Genomic DNA, 17,103 nt, shown 5'->3' with positions numbered 1-17,103 from the left:
ATGCGCTAATTATATATTATTTCCCCAATTTTTTAATTCTTCTTCTGTCCATAAATCTGGAAAGAAAATACGTCGCTGATACTTAGGATGCATATACTTTTTCCAATCGCTGCCACCCGTAGCTTCACCATCTCCAATACCACTTTCAATGTAATGCTTTGCGGCATTATAATGTGCCATTACCCAAGTAACATTAACCGTATAATCAAAGTGACGCATGGCCTTTATCAGGTCTTCATCCTTTTGGTCCTCTAAAGGTAATTCCTTAAAACGTGTCCACAAATTCTTGGTATTATAGGTTTCCATAAACCTTAAAAACTCGTCTTTGTATCGCTTTTCAAAATTAACCAAAAGCGTGGATTTTTTTCCTGTTTTATGATCTTTTCCAGCAGCTTGCCAATATAAGTGCTCAAAAGCGTGCGTATAAGGCGTATTTCTATCTATATCTTTTCTGAATCTGTAATCGATGAGATTAATCAATTCTGTCGATGCAAATTCTATGAAGCGATATTGTGCACTCTGAAATCCGCTTGCAGGTGTTAAAGTGTAACGAAACTTCATGTACTGTTCAACCTCCATACCTTCTCTCATAATATTGAATGACGTTGTTAACATATCAAAATATCGACTGATACGCATTATTTTACTTTCAAAAAAAGTAACATCTAAATTTTCTTTTTCTGCTACTTGGGATATTTCCCATAGTATCATCTTAAAAATGAGCTCGTTAATTTGATGATAGGCAATAAAAACCATCTCATCTGGTAGCGTTGTACGTTGTGTTTGAAGATTTAGTAACGCATCCGTTTGTATGTAATCCCAATAAGTAATCGGCTTGCTGTAAAGCAAGCCGTATAAATGGTCATCTGTATCTTGGTCTATTTTGGTGTACTTCTCTTGAAGTTGTTTTAAAATTTCGTCGTAGTTAGTTTGGTCTGGCATGAATTAATTTTAATGTATCGTCTTAAAAGAGTGTTTTAGTCCTTTAAAAGCTACTAAGTCTGCGCGAAGTGAGCCTACAGCTAAATCGGCTTTTATCTTTAATGGTATTTTATTTTTATCGTTACTTACCCATAATGTTAAACTTTCTTCTTCTTTAAACACTCGACCTGCCATTACATAAGGTCTAAATTTTAAAGCTCTTACTTTAACATCTGTTCCATTAATATCTACCTCTATGGTATCTTTTCCTAAGTATTTTAGCTTAAAACCGTAGTTCTCTTCATCAAAAAACATATTGGTTTTTATTTCGTCACCTTTTCTTAACGATTTAATATCTATATTATTTCTCAAATAATAATACATAGAAACCATATCCTGAACATCTTGTTGAGTTTCTATAGTTCTTATTCGTTTCTTCTTTTTATTATTGACTACCGCTTTTTGTTCGTCATGTAAAAAGTCTATTTCAATATCCTTGGTGTGTCCTCCTTCGTCAATTCTTCTTATAAACTTGTAAGGTGCACCAGTTTCTTTATCAAAATAACTTTCGTAATGATCTTCTACTTTAAAAACAGCTTTTATTAATCCTGTAGTCCATCCTTTTCCTACCACATGGTACACAGATTTTCCGTTTAAAGTAGACTCGTTTAGCGATAAAGTGGCATTACCTGCTTTTAGAAACCCACTGTAACTCATCTTGAACTTAAACCATTCTCCCTCTTGAAAGGCTGATTCTTTTTGAGAAATTGGTGCTTTTAATCCAATAAGGAATACTAATATGGCAAATAAATATTTCATAACTTCTAGTTTGTAAATTTAAATAATGTAACGCAATTATTTTGTTACAACTATCTTAAATACAATTACTATTCCAAATCTATTAAAACATTGATATACAAGCAAAAACCTTAGTCGATTTTAAAAAAATTTCGATAAATGCTCACATTTTAATAGTTCTACGATACCATAGTAGAGCAAACCAAAATACATAAATTCTAAGTTTGTGTTTATGTATAGAATTTTAGAGTTGGTTTTATAAGCGCGTTTTTCTGTAGGGAGTTAAACGCGCTTCTCTATTATAAAGTTCCTCGTTTTGCTTGCTCTCGTTCAATACTTTCGAACAAGGCTTTAAAATTTCCTGCTCCAAAACCTTGTGCCCCCATACGCTGAATAATCTCGAAGAATAACGTTGGTCTATCTTCAACTGGTTTTGTAAAAATCTGTAATAAATAACCTTCTTCATCGGCATCTACCAATATAGATAAGCTTTGAAGCTCTTTTATATCTTCTTTCATCATTTCCATGTGTACACCTAATCGCTCAGGAATCATATCATAGTATGATTGCGGTGGCGGTGGCAAAAACTCAACACCTCTAGCTTTTAATTGTGCAACGGTTTTAATGATATCATCTGTAGCGACAGCGATATGTTGTACGCCAGAGTCTTCATAAAAATCTAAATATTCTTCAATCTGTGATTTCTTAGCGGCTTTTGCGGGTTCGTTAATTGGAAACTTAATTCGGCCATTGCCGTTACTCATTACCTTACTCATTAAGGCAGAATATTCGGTGTGGATCTGCTTATCGTCAAATGACAAGAAGTTGACAAAGCCCATGACATCCTCATACCATTTTACCCATGTGTTCATTTGCCCCCAACCTACATTACCGACCATATGATCTATATATTTTAAACCTACGGGTTCTGGGTTGTAGTCACTTTTCCACTCTACAAAACCTGGCATAAATGCCCCGTTGTAGTTTTTTCGCTCAACAAACATATGTACGGTTTCTCCATAAGTGTAAATTCCTGCTCTTACCACCTCACCATGCTCGTCTTTTTCAACGACAGGTTCCATGTAGGATTTTGCACCTCGTTTTATGGTTTCTTCATAAGATTTACGGGCATCATCAACCCAAAGCGCTATAACCTTTACGCCATCCCCATGCTTAACAATATGATTGTTAATTGGAGATTTGCTGTTTAAAGGTGTGGTTAACACCAATCGGATTTTATCTTGTTTAAGCACATAGCTCACATGGTCTTTTGAACCTGTTTCCAAGCCTTTATAAGCATAAGACTGAAACCCAAATGCAGTTTTATAAAAGTGCGCTGATTGTTTGGCGTTACCCACATAAAACTCCACATAATCTGTTCCCAGAAGCGGAAGAAAATCTTGCGCTCCATCGAATATTTTTTCTAAACCGTAGTTAACGGATTTTACTTCTTTTTTACTCATATCTTTTACAGAATAGAGAAGTTAGAATAGAGAGAAAAAGACATCTTGTAGTTTGTTTTGAAAACTCATTGTCATTTTTTGAAAATTCTGCTATTTTCCCTTCTAATGTTTTTAATTGTTATTTTAAACTATATTTTCTTTTATTACAACCAAGACTTATAATAATCTTCATCGGCAATTTTCAAAGCTTCTTCAGTAACTTTTAAAGGCTTAAATGTATCTACCATCACGGCCAATTCATCTGTTTTTACCTTACCAATACTGCGTTCCATTGCGCCAGGATGTGGTCCATGCGGAATACCTGCTGGGTGTAAAGAAATGTGCCCTGCGTCAATATCATTTCTGCTCATAAAGTCACCATCTACATAATATAATACCTCGTCACTATCAATATTACTGTGATTATACGGTGCCGGTACCGCTAGCGGATGGTAATCGTACAGTCGTGGCACAAAGCTACAGACCACAAAAGCATCAGTCTCAAATGTTTGATGTACTGGTGGCGGTTGATGTACGCGACCCGTAATGGGTTCAAAATCGTGAATTGAAAATGCGTATGGATAGTTGTAGCCATCGTAGCCAACAACATCAAAAGGATGTGAGGCATAAACCATTTCTATGATTTCGTCTTGCTTTTTTATTTTGATTAAAAAGTCGCCCGATTCATTGTACGTTTCCAATTCTTGCGGTTGTCTTAAATCGCGCTCGCAAAATGGGGAATGCTCCAATAATTGCCCAAACCAATTTCTATAACGCTTAGGTGTGTAAATTGGCCTGTAAGATTCTACGATAAACAATCGGTTATCTTCTGTGTCAAAATCGAGCTTGTAGATAATTCCCCTTGGCACCAAAAGATAGTCTCCATATTTAAAATCGAGATTACCTAGCATGGTTCTCAGTTTTCCTGTGCCTTTGTGAATAAAAATCAATTCGTCGGCATCTGTATTTTTATAAAAATAATCTCTAGTAGATTGCTTAGGTGCCGCCAAAATAATATTGCAATCGCTATTGGTAAGCACAATTTTTCGGCTATCTAGATAATCATTTTCTGGTTTTACCTTAAAACCATGAAAGCGATACGATTGCATATTGTTAGCTTTTGCAACTTTTGGCGCTATACTGTATTGTTTTCTTATCTCTTTGACTTGGGTTGGCCGTTGCTCATGGTAGCTGTTTGTTGACATACCGTCGAAACCTATGGTTCCGAACAACTGCTCGTAGTAAAAGCTTCCGTCAGCTTTCTTAAATTGCGTATGACGCTTTGGTGGAATTTTTCCTAATTTATGATAAAATGGCATTTTTCTAGTTTCTAAAATTTGTATTAAAATTACGAAAATTAAAGGGATTCCTGTCTACGCAGGAATAAACAAAAATGCAGTGCTATTCTGGATTCCTTTTGATAAGGAAATGCAAATGAAGTTTTAGATTTTGCCAGAAAGGTTTCATAGTGTTACAAATATCTGAAAAATTTATTAAATTTATAATGACTTCGGTTTATTTTAAAATGACACGGTAATGCCACTAAAAATTATTTTTTATCGCTCTATTACCCATTCAACTCATCTATTCACAAAATTCTGAAATAAACATCTCCATTTCTGAAATAAAGATAGATATTGAAACTGAAGTTATACTAGGGCTTGATAAACCAGAATTTAAAAGCACCTACTTTAAGAACGATACAGCTTTTTCGTTTGCTAATATTTACCTAATCAATCCAAGGCTAAACCCTAAGGAACTTAACACAAAATTATTTTCAAATTACTGAAACTGACTACGCAGACTATACTGAATATCTAGAGGTTGTGAATCTTTAGAAAATGGTATATCTAACAGTATTAATAGCAGTGATTAATGCTATCAATATTATTGATAATTTTATAAATAATCACCTAATCAAGGAATTGATTTTCAAAGATTAACACAACTATTTTTAATGAGATGCTGAAATAAATTCAGTATGACAAAAACAGATGTTTTCGTCAAAACCAAAACCCTAGATTAAAAAACCATTGGCTTTCTTTTAATTCTGGTGAGTAGCTATATTTGGCTTCTAATGGCCCTAAAAATGTTTCTAGCGAATAGCCTACAGCGTAACCACTATATTCTGGAGTAGAAAGGAAATCACCTGTTTCAAAAAGACCATCTTCTATGTTGGCGTAATTGGCTGCCAACAGAATATGATGCTTTTTAAAGATTTCATAATCTAACGTAAACGTAGCTTTTACAAAACTATCACCAGATAGGGCTAAAAAGTCATAGCCATAAAACGATTTAAAATTATTAATAAAATTATTGGCATAGCCCCCCAAACCAAAGCCTAACGTTGTGGTAGAGTTATCGCCTATTTTAAAACCACCCGCAGCTTCTGTCTTTAATGTCACTTTATCATTAAAACTAAAGGCATAACCCATATCTGCCTTGGCAATTGAAAATTCTTCAAAGTCTCGGTTTAAACCTGTAGCATTAAAATACAAATGAAAATCCCCATTAAAATAAAAGCCACGTTTTGGAAACAATGAATTGTCGTAGTCATCAAAAATTAAATTTCCAAAAGCACTGAAATAGTTTGAGTTTTCAAATGTAATTCTGTCTTCTTGGTCATCATCAATTATGGTTTCGGATGTAACCTTAAGACGTTTATATTCTGCACCTGCACGCAATGCAAAATCTTTTCTGAAAATAGTTTGCAGATAAATTTGATTTGTAAAGTCTGACAGCTTAGCATTTATTCTATTTAAATCGTCCAACAAAGGAGAGCCTTCTTCTAAAACCAAAAGTGGATTAACATTTTTACTGAATTGATTATATCTCGATTTAATTCCTATACTAATGTAAAATCCTTTGTCTATAAAGTATTCAAAATTATATCTTGAGTTATCGCCTAAAATTATGTCTAACGAGGCTACATCATTATTAAATAACAAGCGTTTTTTTGTCAGGTTGGCCAATACCGCACTTTTGTATAAATCATCGTAATGAATCCCTAATTTTAAAAATGTGGTAGTTTCAGACTCTTTTAATTCTCCCATGAGGTTGTAACCATCATTGTCAGCGCTCGGCTCCAAGCAATATCTAAAAGTATCAAAATTATTAGTTGCTATAAGGCTATTAATACCTTTCTTAAAGTCCCCATAACTGATACTTGCATTATTTCTAAACTTTAGTTTTCCTATAATATAAGATCTCGTATAACGCTCATTACCGCTTATGTTTATTGAGTTGATTTTTATACTGTCTATAGGTTTTATATAAGGTCTTTTATAATCTGGGTTTTGTTGGTTTTTTATGTTCTGCAATTGTGACATGTTCGCTCTTGCAGCTGCTTCACCATTAGCAATAATATCACCACCTTCATCAAAGGAAATAACAGAAAAATTAGTGATATCTGGTTTAATATAAATATCCGTTAGAGGTGCTTTATTCTTCATCGCTTTTATAGTGCGAAAATTATTGATCTGCATTAAAATATCTGGTGCCGATTTTAAGGATTCTCTATCTTTTAAGGCATCTTGCACGTCAACACCAATAATAATATCCATGCCTTTGGCTCTTAATTCCTCTACTGGGAAATTATTGGTTACACCTCCATCAATCAATATCTCACCATCAATAACCACAGGTTGAAACAATGATGGCAATGCACCACTTGCTGTTACTGCTTCGGCTAAATGACCTTTATCCATGACTAAAGATTCGCCAGTTTCTATGTTGGTGGCAATACAGAAAAAGGGAATAGGTAATTTTTCAAAGTCTCTTATTTCATTAACAGGAAGCATTAATTTGTAGAGTAAATTATAGACATTCTGACCTCTTGATAGTGCGGATGGCAAATTGATCTTAAAATTATCGAAGGGTAAATTGACGGCATACCTTTCAGAATTCTCGCGTTCGTAAAAAGATTTTGAAGATCTTCTAAATTCATCATTTATTAGCTCATTAAAATCTTGATTATTGAACATATCCTCTAATTGCTCGCCTGAATAACCTGTAGCATACAATGATCCAATTATTGCTCCCATACTGGTGCCAGCAACATAGTCTATTTGTATTCCTAGGCTGTCTATGATTTTTAATGCACCTATGTGTGCAAAGCCTTTGGCTCCTCCTCCACTTAATACCAAACCTACCTTTGGTTGTTGGGTTTCTTGTGCTAATAGTGTGTTATAGCTCAGTAATAAAAAGGCTAGATTTAGGATAACACATTTAAAGAGTTGATTATATGTTAGGGATAATCTCAATGGGTTTATTCTTTATGATAATAATTATAAATTTTACTGGCTCTAGAGACTCCAACAACAGCTTCAAGTTCATCTAGTTTAGCATTAGCAATACGTTTCACCGTTTTAAACTGTTTCATAAGATCAATAATGGTTTGTTCACCTACTCCAGAAATATTTTCAAGCTCAGTGGTTAAAGCACTTTTACTACGTCTATTTCTATGATGTTCAATACCAAAACGATGAGCTTCATTTCGTAATTGCTGAATGATTTTTAACGTCTCACTTTTCTTGTCTAAATATAATGGAATTGGATCATCTGGGTAAAATAATTCTTCTAAACGTTTTGCAATTCCGATAATCGCTATTTTTCCTCTTAAACCCAAAATATCTAAACTTTTTAATGCCGAAGATAACTGCCCCTTTCCTCCGTCAATAATAATGAGTTGTGGTAATGGCTGATTTTCTTCCACAAGACGCTTGTAGCGTCTGTAAACTACCTCTTCCATCGATGCAAAATCATCTGGACCTTCTACAGTCTTAATATTAAAGTGACGGTAATCTTTTTTACTTGGTTTTCCATTTTTAAACACCACGCAAGCCGCTACCGGATTTGTACCTTGAATGTTTGAATTATCAAAACACTCTATATGTCTTGGCTCTTCCGATAATCGTAAATCTGCTTTCATCTGAGCCATAATTCTATTGGCATGCCGATCTGGATCTACAATTTTTATCTGTTTCAGTTTATCCATTCGGTAATACACGGCATTACGCTTTGATAAATCGACAATGCTCTTTTTATCACCAAGTTTAGGAACCGTTACCTTAATCTCTTCACCTAAATCAACCTTAAATGGTACGTAAATTTCTTTGGAATTTGAATTAAAACGTTGACGGATTTCGGTAATGGCAATTTCCAACAATTCTTTGTCTGGCTCTTGCAATCTCTTTTTTATTTCCAAAGTATGAGACCTAATGATCGAACCGTAACTTAGTTGCAAAAAATTGATATAAGCATAGGTTTCATCGCTTACTATCGAAAACACATCTACATTACTAATTTTAGGATTTACAATAGTGGATTTGGCTTGATAATTCTCTAAAATTTCAAGTTTATCTTTTATTTTCTGAGCATCTTCAAATTGCATATTTTCAGCATATTGCTTCATTTGCTCTCTAAATTGCTGTAAAGAATCTTTAAAGTTTCCTTTTAGGATTTCTCTTATGGCCTTAATATTTCCGTGATATTCTGCTTCGGTTTCTTTGCCCTCACAAGCGCCTTTACAATTACCCAAATGAAATTCTAGGCAAACTTTATATTTTCCTGCATTTATTTTAGCTTCAGACAAATCGTAATTACAAGTGCGTAATTGATATAAGCCTTTTATTAAACCCAAAAGGGTTTTTACCGTTTTCATACTGGTGTATGGCCCAAAATACTCCGAGCCATCTTTAAATACACGGCGTGTTGAAAACACTCTGGGGAAACGTTCTTTTTTAATACAAATCCAAGGATAGGACTTATCGTCCTTAAGCATTACATTGTACTTAGGCTGATATTTTTTTATCAGATTGTTTTCGAGCAAAAGCGCATCGTTTTCTGTTTCAACAACAATATGCTTTACCGAAGCAATATTTTTTACCAAAACACGTGTTTTACCGTAGTCATGATGTTTGGTAAAATAACTGCTTACCCGTTTTTTAATATCTTTTGCCTTTCCAACATAAATTAACGTATCATCAGCATCAAAATATTGATAAACACCAGGCTGATGCGGCAAGGTTTTTATTTGTATTTCTAGGGTTGTTTCTGGCATTAAATCAAAGGTATATAAAAGTTATAAATTTAGGGTTATAAGTGCTTAAAGTTAACAGATAACTTATCTCGCAATAATAAACCAACTTAAAAATTTGAGTAACTTTAAATACTTCTTAACTTTAGGCACTTTAAGTATTTTTATGAACATCGTCATACTCTCTAGAAACGAAAACCTCTATTCTACAAGACGCCTTATTGAAGAAGGTGAAATAAGAGGGCATGATATTGAGGTGATCGATCCGCTTAAATGCGATATCATTATCGAACAAGAAAAGCCAACCATTTACTACAGAGATCGTTACCTCGATTACGTTGATGCTATTATCCCTAGAATTGGTGCTTCAGTTACCTTTTTTGGTTGTGCCGTAGTAAGACAGTTTGAAATGATGAACGTCTTTACAACCGTTACATCTGATGCAATTATTAGAAGTAGAGATAAGTTGAGAAGTTTTCAACGGCTATCTAAAGCTGGTATTGGAATGCCAAAAACCGTATTCACTAATTACTCGCGCGATGTTGAAGAGGTTTTAGCGCATGTTGGAGGACCACCTGTTATCATAAAATTACTCGAAGGCACGCAAGGGCTTGGAGTGGTTTTGGCAGAATCCAAAAATGCAGCAGAGTCTGTATTGGAGGCCTTTAACGGACTACAAGCTAGAGCTCTCGTTCAGGAATATATAGCTGAAGCTAAAGGTGCGGATTTAAGAGCCTTAATCGTAGATGGGCAAGTTGTAGGAGCTATGAAACGCCAAGGCAGAGAAGGTGAATTTCGCTCTAATTTACATAGAGGTGGGAGTGCCATTCTGGTTAGACTTTCTGAAGATGAGTTAAAGTTAGCCATAAAAGCCGCCAGAGCATTAAAGTTGCCTGTTTGTGGTGTAGATATGCTACGGTCTGATAGAGGACCACTGATTATGGAAGTCAATTCCACACCAGGATTGGAAGGTATTGAGGGCGCAACACAAAAAAATATTGCAAGGGCAATTATTACATTTATTGAAAGAAATAGGAAATAGAATAAGTTAGATTAAAAGATGAGACTCCTGCTTTCGCAGGAAATTAATATGAGCGAAAAAGAAGTATTACATATACTTGATGAAAAGGTAGCATTGGGTGAAAGTGCCAAAGTGAGTTTTAATGTTGCGAAACTCCATACACAAAATACCATTGATGTCCCAGTAATTATAGAACGGTCTAAAAAACCTGGACCAACGGTATTGATAACTGCCGGGATTCATGGAGACGAAATCAATGGTGTAGAAATTGTACGTCAGGTTATAGCAAAAGGCATCAATAAACCTAAAAAGGGAACGATTATTTGTATACCAGTTATTAATGTTTTTGGGTTTATTCATATGGATAGGGAATTTCCTGATGGCAGGGATTTAAACCGTGTTTTTCCAGGTGGAAAAGGAGGCTCGCTTGCCAGTAGAGTCGCACATAAATTGATGACTGAAATTGTGCCACATGCCGACTTAATTTTAGATTTTCATACTGGTGGCGCCGATCGTTTTAATGCTGCTCAAATCAGAATAGTGAAAAACGAAATAGTTTTGGATGAGTTGGCTCAGGTTTTTGGCGCACCGATCATTTACTATTCTAAAAACCTTAATAAATCCTTCAGAAATTCTTGTTACAAACTGGGTATTCCAATGCTCTTGTTCGAAGGAGGAAAGTCATTTAATATTCATAGTACTATAACCAATACAGGTGTCAACGGCACCAAACGTGTGCTTTCGCATTTGGGTATGCTTAATAGTAAGTTCAAAGTGTCCAAACCCAAAAAAAACTGCATTAAAGTTGTAGATAGCAAATGGATTAGGGCTAACCATTCAGGCATGTTTAAGTCTAATGTTTCAGTGAATACTCAAGTTAAAAAAGGTGATGTTTTGGGGCATATTACTGATCCTTACGGCAGTTTTAATCATTTTGTAAAAGCACCGAATGATGGTTGTATTTTTAATGTTAATGAGTCACCTATTATCTATCAAGGTGATGCTATTTTTCATATTTCTACAAAGTTAGACTAATGAAAAAACAAGAACTTCGGAAAAAATATAAAACCTTAAGAAAACAACTCTCTTTAGAACAGATTGAAGATTTTAGCCTTGCCATTGCCAATCAATTATTACCACTTAATATCTGGGATAAATCATTCTATCATATCTTCTTAACTATTGAAGAGCAAAAGGAAATCAATACAGAATACATATTGAATGTTCTAGCGGGAAAGGATAAAAATATAGTTATTTCAAAAAGTAATTTTGAAGATTACTCGATGACGCATTATCTACTCACTGATAATACAAAAATTAAAAAGAACAGATATAATATCCCCGAACCTATTGATGGCATAGAAATTCAATCGTCACAATTAGAAGTTGTTTTTATTCCGCTTTTGGCTTTTGATAAATCAGGAAACAGAGTAGGTTACGGTAAAGGATTTTACGATCGGTTTTTAACGAACTGTAGCCCTAAAATTATTAAAATCGGAGTTTCTATTTTTGAAGCTGAAGACCAAACTATTGAAGCTTCGGAAAATGATATTAAGCTTGATTATTGTGTAACTCCGAATAAGGTGTTTCAGTTTTAGAGGAGTCTTTAAACGCCTTCTTATTAAACACAATTAAAATACCAATGCCCGTACTTATAGCGACATCGGCCACATTAAAAACAGGATCGAAAAATGAAACGTATTTTCCGCCGATAACTGGTAACCACTCTGGCAACACACCACTCCATATTGGAAAATATAACATATCCACAACTTTACCATGAAACACTTCTGCATAACCACCGCCTTCAGGCAGAAACGTGGCTATTTGCATATTGCTACCACTAAACAACACACCATAAAATACAGAATCTAAAATATTACCTAAAGCACCAGCAAAAATGATAGCGATAGCGAAAACCAATATTTTGGATTTCTTTTTTTTTGTGACATCTACCAACCAAAATCCAATACCAGTTACGGCTACAATTCTAAATAACGTTAAAAAAAGCTTGGCTGATTTATCTGAAATAAATGTAAAGAAATCACTCAGCTTTGTTCCCCAAGCCATACCGTCATTTTCTATAAAATGAATTTTAAACCAAGTGAATACCTCAACGGTTTCAGCCAGTTGAAAATGCGTTTTAATATAAATTTTACTGATTTGATCTATCAGTAAAATGAGAATTATAATAATTGAGGCTTTTTTTAACGACATATTAAAAAAAGCTTTGAACTTATATTCAAAGCTTTGTTATCTTTTATTAATTTAATACAATCTCTGTTTAATGAGATTCCTTTTTTCAAAGGAATTCTACTTCTGCATATTTTTAGCTTCAATACTTAATGTTGCATGAGGCACTAATTTTAAGCGTTCAGGGTTTATTAATTTACCCGTAACTCGGCAAACTCCATAGGTTTTATTTTCAATTCTAATCATGGCATTTTTCAAATCACGTATAAACTTTTCCTGACGTATGGCCAATGCAGAATTTGCTTCTTTGCTCATTGTAGCACTACCTTCTTCAAAAGCTTTAAAGGTTGGTGATGTATCATCTGTACCATTGTTATGGTCGTTCATGTATGCACTTTTTATTAATTCTAAATCGTGCTCAGCTTTATCAATTTTATCTTGAATTAAAACTCTGAATTTTTCTAAATCTTTATCTGAATATCTGTTTGTTGTATCTGTTGCCATGTCTTTTTAATGTTTTTGTATAAATAGTTTGGTATTGACTTCATCAAAAGCAATTTCTATACCATTATTTATTGTGTCTTTAATTTCTAATTCTTCCGTTAAGGTTTCCGACTTAATATATGCCTCATTCGAAGCAATTGCCGCTGCAACCAATGTATCGTTTTGAAGCTGTACATCAATTTTATCAGTAACTTCAAAGCCTGAATCCTTACGTAAATTTTGAATGCGGTTTACGAGCTCACGAGCAATACCTTCTTTACGTAATTCTTCATTTATGGTTACATCTAGAGCCACTGTTAAAGCTCCTTCGTTTGCAACAAGCCATCCTTCAATATCTTGCGATGTAATCTCTACATCATCTAATCCCAAAGTAATAATTTTTCCGTTAATTTCAACGTCTAAACTGCTGTTTTGCTCGATTTTTTTAATATCATCTGCAGAAAACGCATTTATTGCACTGGAAATCAACTTCATATCCTTTCCAAACTTAGGCCCTAAAATTTTAAAATTTGGTTTAATTTTCTTCACCAATATATCTGATGCATCTTCTAAAAGCTCTATTTCTTTTATGTTGACTTCATGCTTTATTAAATCAGAAACGGCAGAAATCTCTTCCTTTTGTTGTTGACTATCTACAGGAATCATTATTTTTTGAAGTGGCTGACGCACTTTAATCTTCTCCTTAGCTCTCAACGATAAAACTAATGATGATATTGTCTGTGCATTTTCCATTTTTCGTTCCAGAACTTTATCAATTACTGATTTATCTACTTCTGGAAATTCGGCTAAATGTACACTTTCAAAAGCTTCCTTTTTGGTTACAGCATTTAAATCTAAGTACAAACGATCCATAAAGAACGGTGCTATTGGCGCACCAAGCTTTGCAATCGTTTTCATACAGGTATAAAGCGTTTGATATGCTGAAATTTTATCGGCTTGATAATCTCCTTTCCAAAAACGTCTTCTGCTTAAACGCACATACCAATTACTCAAATAATCTTGTGTAAAGTCTGAAATTGCTCTAGCTGCTTTTGTTGGTTCGTATTCTGCATAAAATTTATCAACTTTTTCAACCAAAGTATTTAACTCGGACAAAATCCAACGGTCTATTTCTGGTCGTTCGTTCAATGGAATGTCTACTTCGCTATAATTGAAGCCATCAATATTGGTGTAAAGCGTAAAGAATGAATAGGTATTGTAAAGCGTTCCGAAAAATTTTCGATTTACTTCAGCTATGCCATCACTATCAAACTTTAGATTATCCCATGGATTGGCATTACTTATCATGTACCAACGTGTGGCATCAGCACCGTATTTAGATAATGTCTCAAATGGATCTACTGCGTTGCCTAACCGCTTGGACATTTTTTGTCCGTTCTTATCTAAAACCAACCCATTTGACACTACATTTTTATAGGCTACGGAATCAAAAACCATAGTTGCAATAGCATGAAGCGTGTAAAACCATCCACGTGTTTGATCTACACCTTCTGCAATAAAATCAGCAGGAAAAGCTTCATTCTTATCAATCAAATTCTTATTCTCAAAAGGATAATGCCATTGTGCATAAGGCATGGAACCTGAGTCGAACCAAACATCTATTAAATCACTTTCGCGTTTCATAGGTTGCCCAGATTTTGAAACCAAAACAACCTTGTCTACTATATTTTTATGTAGGTCGATAGTCTCATAATTTTCTTCGGACATGTTACCAACTTCGAAGTCTGCAAATATATCTTCGGACATAACACCAGCCTCAATAGCCTTGGCCATTTCGGATTTAAGTTCTTCGACAGAACCAACACATAATTCTTCTTTTCCATCTTCTGTTCGCCAAATTGGCAAAGGAATTCCCCAAAACCTTGAGCGTGATAGATTCCAATCGTTGGCATTGGCTAACCAATTACCAAAACGACCTTCTCCTGTTGATTTTGGTTTCCAATTTATAGTATTATTCAGCTCCTGCATTCTCTCTCCAACATCGGTAACTTTAATAAACCAAGAATCTAAAGGGTAATATAAAATAGGTTTATCCGTTCTCCAGCAATTTGGGTAGGTGTGCTTATATTTTTCAACTTTAAAGGCCTTGTTTTCAGTTTTTAGCTTAATGGCAATTTCAACATCTACAGAACGTTCTGGGGCTTCCCCATCATCGTAATATTCATTCTTTACATATTTGCCCGCAAACTCCCCCATCTCTGGTCTAAAACGCCCCTGCAAATCTACCAAAGGTACTAGATTATCGTCATCATCCTTTACCAACATTGGTGGAACTTCTGGCTTTGCTTGTTTAGCCACCAAGGCATCATCGGCTCCAAACGTTGGTGCCGTATGTACAATACCTGTACCATCTTCTGTTGTAACGAAATCTCCAGAAATGACTCTAAAGGCGTTTTCTGGATTGTCATTTGGAAGTGCATAGTCTAGCAATTGTTCATAAGTAATACCAACTAAATCTTTTCCTTTGAATTCTTTTACAACATAGAAAGGGATTTTTCCTGCCTTGCTGGCAGACTGGTTGTCTCCTTCATTATATTCTAACAATTCTGGTTTTTCTTCGACTTGCTTATATTTTCCATCAAACTGTTTTCCAACTAAATTTTTTGCCAAGATGACATTCATTGGTTTGAATGTATATTGATTATAGGTTTCCACTAAAACATAATCAATCTTAGCCCCAACAGTCAATGCTGTATTGCTTGGCAATGTCCAAGGTGTTGTTGTCCATGCCAAGAAGTAAATATCACCTTCATTTTTTAAAAAATCTGGTAAGGTTTCTTGTTTAGCCTTAAACTGTGCCACAACAGTAGTGTCGGTAACATCTTGATACGTGCCTGGCTGGTTTAATTCGTTATTGCTTAATCCTGTGCCTGCTTTTGGAGAATAGGGCTGAATGGTGTAACCTTTGTAAATTAAATTTTTCTCATAAATCTGTTTTAGTAACCACCAAACAGATTCCATATACTTAGATTTATAGGTGATGTATGGGTTGTCCATATCTACCCAATAGCCCATTTTCTGCGTAAGGTCATTCCAGATATCTGTATAGCGCATCACGGCTTTTTTACAAGCCTCATTATATTCTTCTACAGTGATTTTAGTGCCTATATCTTCTTTAGTAATACCAAGCTCTTTTTCCACACCGAGTTCTACCGGCAAGCCATGTGTATCCCACCCAGCCTTACGCTTAACCTGGAATCCCTTCATGGTTTTATAACGTGGAAAAATATCTTTAATAGCACGAGCTAATACATGGTGTACTCCAGGCAAACCATTAGCTGAAGGTGGCCCTTCAAAAAAGACGTAAGGCGGTTTTCCTTCTCTAGTGGTTACGCTCTTTTCAAAGATATTATTGTCTTGCCAGTAGTTGTTTATTTCGTCTGCAACTTTTGGTAAGTTAAGTCCTTTATATTCAGTGAACTTTTGGCTCATTGTAGTCTTGTGTTATAAGAGCGCAAAATTAAAGAATTTTGGATAAATAGAACACAACTTTAAAGCGCTATGTGTTCTAATTGGAATTTTTATTTTTTAACTTGAAATAATTGTTGCTACTCGAAGCGTTTAGTCTACACAAAAATCATTATAGTAATTTACTAAGTCGATCATTGTTGCCCAACGAAACTCATGATTATCTATACCTTTTATTATGCCTGAACACTCTCCAAAATATGCTATAATGCACTTTTTAAAACGTCCTTTTAGTTTTGTACCTAATTCTTCGTCGTCCCTTTTAACATAGTATTTTACCGTGGGAAAGGAAACAGTACTTTGAGGGATGATGCCATCATCATTGGTTGGTTGAAAAAATATTTTTCTGTTCACACTTGCATACAGTGTGACTTCTCCTTCGGTTAACACCTCTAAAAGTAATGGGTGACGTTTATGGTTTTTGACGTATAAATACCCAAATTTAATATCATATTCAAAACCATGAAATGTAATTCCACTGACTATAAGTCCTGTCCAAACATCAGGTTCATCTTCTAGGGAAACTCTAAATTTTATTTTATGCCCTTGAAAAATAGATCCATACCCAGATATTGACTCACCATCGTAAAAATGTAACGTTGCTTCTTGTGTTTGTGAAAAACTAATCGAAGTAATAAAAATTATAAAGAAGGTAAGATTTTTCATAATGTTCAAAACTACCGCTTTTTTTACTAAAGTAGTTATTGGCAAAAAAAGCC

13 protein-coding genes are annotated in these 17,103 nt (G+C 34.6%); 3 read left to right on the top strand and 10 right to left on the bottom strand.

Translation table 11 applies throughout. From position 1 onward, the window contains the following. Positions 1-9: 9 nt before the first annotated feature. The 6 genes from KCG49_RS06605 to uvrC all read right to left on the bottom strand — a co-directional run bounded on the left by KCG49_RS06605 (position 10) and on the right by uvrC (position 9,222). Positions 10-942 (bottom strand): tryptophan 2,3-dioxygenase family protein, encoded by a 933-nt coding sequence (locus tag KCG49_RS06605; RefSeq protein WP_218545394.1) that lies wholly within the window; start codon positions 940-942, stop codon positions 10-12. A 9-nt stretch (positions 943-951) separates the two neighbouring features. Next, the gene (locus tag KCG49_RS06600; protein WP_218545393.1) at positions 952-1,740 is read right to left on the bottom strand and encodes a DUF3108 domain-containing protein; all 789 of its coding nucleotides are present in this window, start codon (positions 1,738-1,740) and stop codon (positions 952-954) included. A 278-nt stretch (positions 1,741-2,018) separates the two neighbouring features. Then, a complete protein-coding gene (hppD, locus tag KCG49_RS06595; protein WP_218545392.1) occupies positions 2,019-3,182 on the bottom strand; it encodes a 4-hydroxyphenylpyruvate dioxygenase in 1,164 nt (387 codons plus the stop codon). Positions 3,183-3,325: 143 nt separating this feature from the next. Continuing rightward, positions 3,326-4,480, bottom strand: a complete 1,155-nt coding sequence (locus KCG49_RS06590) for a homogentisate 1,2-dioxygenase (RefSeq protein ID WP_218545391.1) — start codon at positions 4,478-4,480, stop codon at positions 3,326-3,328. Between the two features lie 684 nt (positions 4,481-5,164). Then, positions 5,165-7,423, bottom strand: coding sequence for a patatin-like phospholipase family protein (locus tag KCG49_RS06585; protein ID WP_369680349.1), 2,259 nt, complete (start codon positions 7,421-7,423; stop codon positions 5,165-5,167). Between the two features lie 5 nt (positions 7,424-7,428). Further along, entirely contained in the window at positions 7,429-9,222 is a 1,794-nt protein-coding gene (uvrC, locus tag KCG49_RS06580; protein ID WP_218545390.1) for an excinuclease ABC subunit UvrC, read from the bottom strand. 142 nt (positions 9,223-9,364) lie between these two features. Between uvrC and rimK the strand changes: the two genes are divergently transcribed. The 3 genes from rimK to KCG49_RS06565 are packed head-to-tail and all read left to right on the top strand — an operon-like array spanning position 9,365 to position 11,817. Continuing rightward, complete coding sequence (rimK, locus tag KCG49_RS06575; protein WP_218545503.1) at positions 9,365-10,240, top strand: 30S ribosomal protein S6--L-glutamate ligase; 876 nt, start codon at positions 9,365-9,367, stop codon at positions 10,238-10,240. Between the two features lie 48 nt (positions 10,241-10,288). Further along, the gene (locus KCG49_RS06570; RefSeq protein ID WP_218545502.1) at positions 10,289-11,254 is read left to right on the top strand and encodes a succinylglutamate desuccinylase/aspartoacylase family protein; all 966 of its coding nucleotides are present in this window, start codon (positions 10,289-10,291) and stop codon (positions 11,252-11,254) included. Next, complete coding sequence (locus tag KCG49_RS06565) at positions 11,254-11,817, top strand: 5-formyltetrahydrofolate cyclo-ligase (RefSeq protein WP_218545389.1); 564 nt, start codon at positions 11,254-11,256, stop codon at positions 11,815-11,817. Before KCG49_RS06570 ends, KCG49_RS06565 begins: the two co-directional genes overlap by 1 nt. Here KCG49_RS06565 and KCG49_RS06560 read toward each other — a convergent pair. The 4 genes from KCG49_RS06560 to KCG49_RS06545 form a co-directional block, all read right to left on the bottom strand. After that, complete coding sequence (locus tag KCG49_RS06560) at positions 11,771-12,436, bottom strand: lipoprotein signal peptidase (RefSeq protein WP_218545388.1); 666 nt, start codon at positions 12,434-12,436, stop codon at positions 11,771-11,773. The genes KCG49_RS06565 and KCG49_RS06560 overlap by 47 nt on opposite strands. A gap of 96 nt (positions 12,437-12,532) precedes the next feature. Beyond that, entirely contained in the window at positions 12,533-12,916 is a 384-nt protein-coding gene (locus tag KCG49_RS06555; RefSeq protein ID WP_218545387.1) for a TraR/DksA family transcriptional regulator, read from the bottom strand. A gap of 6 nt (positions 12,917-12,922) precedes the next feature. After that, on the bottom strand, positions 12,923-16,348 hold the full coding sequence (gene ileS, locus KCG49_RS06550; RefSeq protein WP_218545386.1) for an isoleucine--tRNA ligase: 3,426 nt from the start codon (positions 16,346-16,348) through the stop codon (positions 12,923-12,925). Between the two features lie 129 nt (positions 16,349-16,477). Then, complete coding sequence (locus tag KCG49_RS06545) at positions 16,478-17,050, bottom strand: hypothetical protein (protein ID WP_218545385.1); 573 nt, start codon at positions 17,048-17,050, stop codon at positions 16,478-16,480. Between the last annotated feature and the right edge of the window lie 53 nt (positions 17,051-17,103).

This window comes from Winogradskyella luteola, from assembly GCF_019203985.1.
GTDB lineage: Bacteria > Bacteroidota > Bacteroidia > Flavobacteriales > Flavobacteriaceae > Winogradskyella > Winogradskyella luteola.
Note: the sequence above shows the minus strand (reverse complement) of the source record. Positions and strands in the feature narration are given on the sequence as shown.

What these genes read in the sequence shown, in the direction of transcription:
- KCG49_RS06605 (WP_218545394.1), bottom strand. Translation starts at nt 942, where the DNA reads ATGCCAGACCAAACTAACTACGACGAAATTTTAAAACAACTTCAAGAG.
- KCG49_RS06600 (WP_218545393.1), bottom strand. Translation starts at nt 1,740, where the DNA reads ATGAAATATTTATTTGCCATATTAGTATTCCTTATTGGATTAAAAGCA.
- hppD (WP_218545392.1), bottom strand. Translation starts at nt 3,182, where the DNA reads ATGAGTAAAAAAGAAGTAAAATCCGTTAACTACGGTTTAGAAAAAATA.
- KCG49_RS06590 (WP_218545391.1), bottom strand. Translation starts at nt 4,480, where the DNA reads ATGCCATTTTATCATAAATTAGGAAAAATTCCACCAAAGCGTCATACG.
- uvrC (WP_218545390.1), bottom strand. Translation starts at nt 9,222, where the DNA reads ATGCCAGAAACAACCCTAGAAATACAAATAAAAACCTTGCCGCATCAG.
- rimK (WP_218545503.1), top strand. Translation starts at nt 9,365, where the DNA reads ATGAACATCGTCATACTCTCTAGAAACGAAAACCTCTATTCTACAAGA.
- KCG49_RS06570 (WP_218545502.1), top strand. Translation starts at nt 10,289, where the DNA reads ATGAGCGAAAAAGAAGTATTACATATACTTGATGAAAAGGTAGCATTG.
- KCG49_RS06565 (WP_218545389.1), top strand. Translation starts at nt 11,254, where the DNA reads ATGAAAAAACAAGAACTTCGGAAAAAATATAAAACCTTAAGAAAACAA.
- KCG49_RS06560 (WP_218545388.1), bottom strand. Translation starts at nt 12,436, where the DNA reads ATGTCGTTAAAAAAAGCCTCAATTATTATAATTCTCATTTTACTGATA.
- KCG49_RS06555 (WP_218545387.1), bottom strand. Translation starts at nt 12,916, where the DNA reads ATGGCAACAGATACAACAAACAGATATTCAGATAAAGATTTAGAAAAA.
- ileS (WP_218545386.1), bottom strand. Translation starts at nt 16,348, where the DNA reads ATGAGCCAAAAGTTCACTGAATATAAAGGACTTAACTTACCAAAAGTT.
- KCG49_RS06545 (WP_218545385.1), bottom strand. Translation starts at nt 17,050, where the DNA reads ATGAAAAATCTTACCTTCTTTATAATTTTTATTACTTCGATTAGTTTT.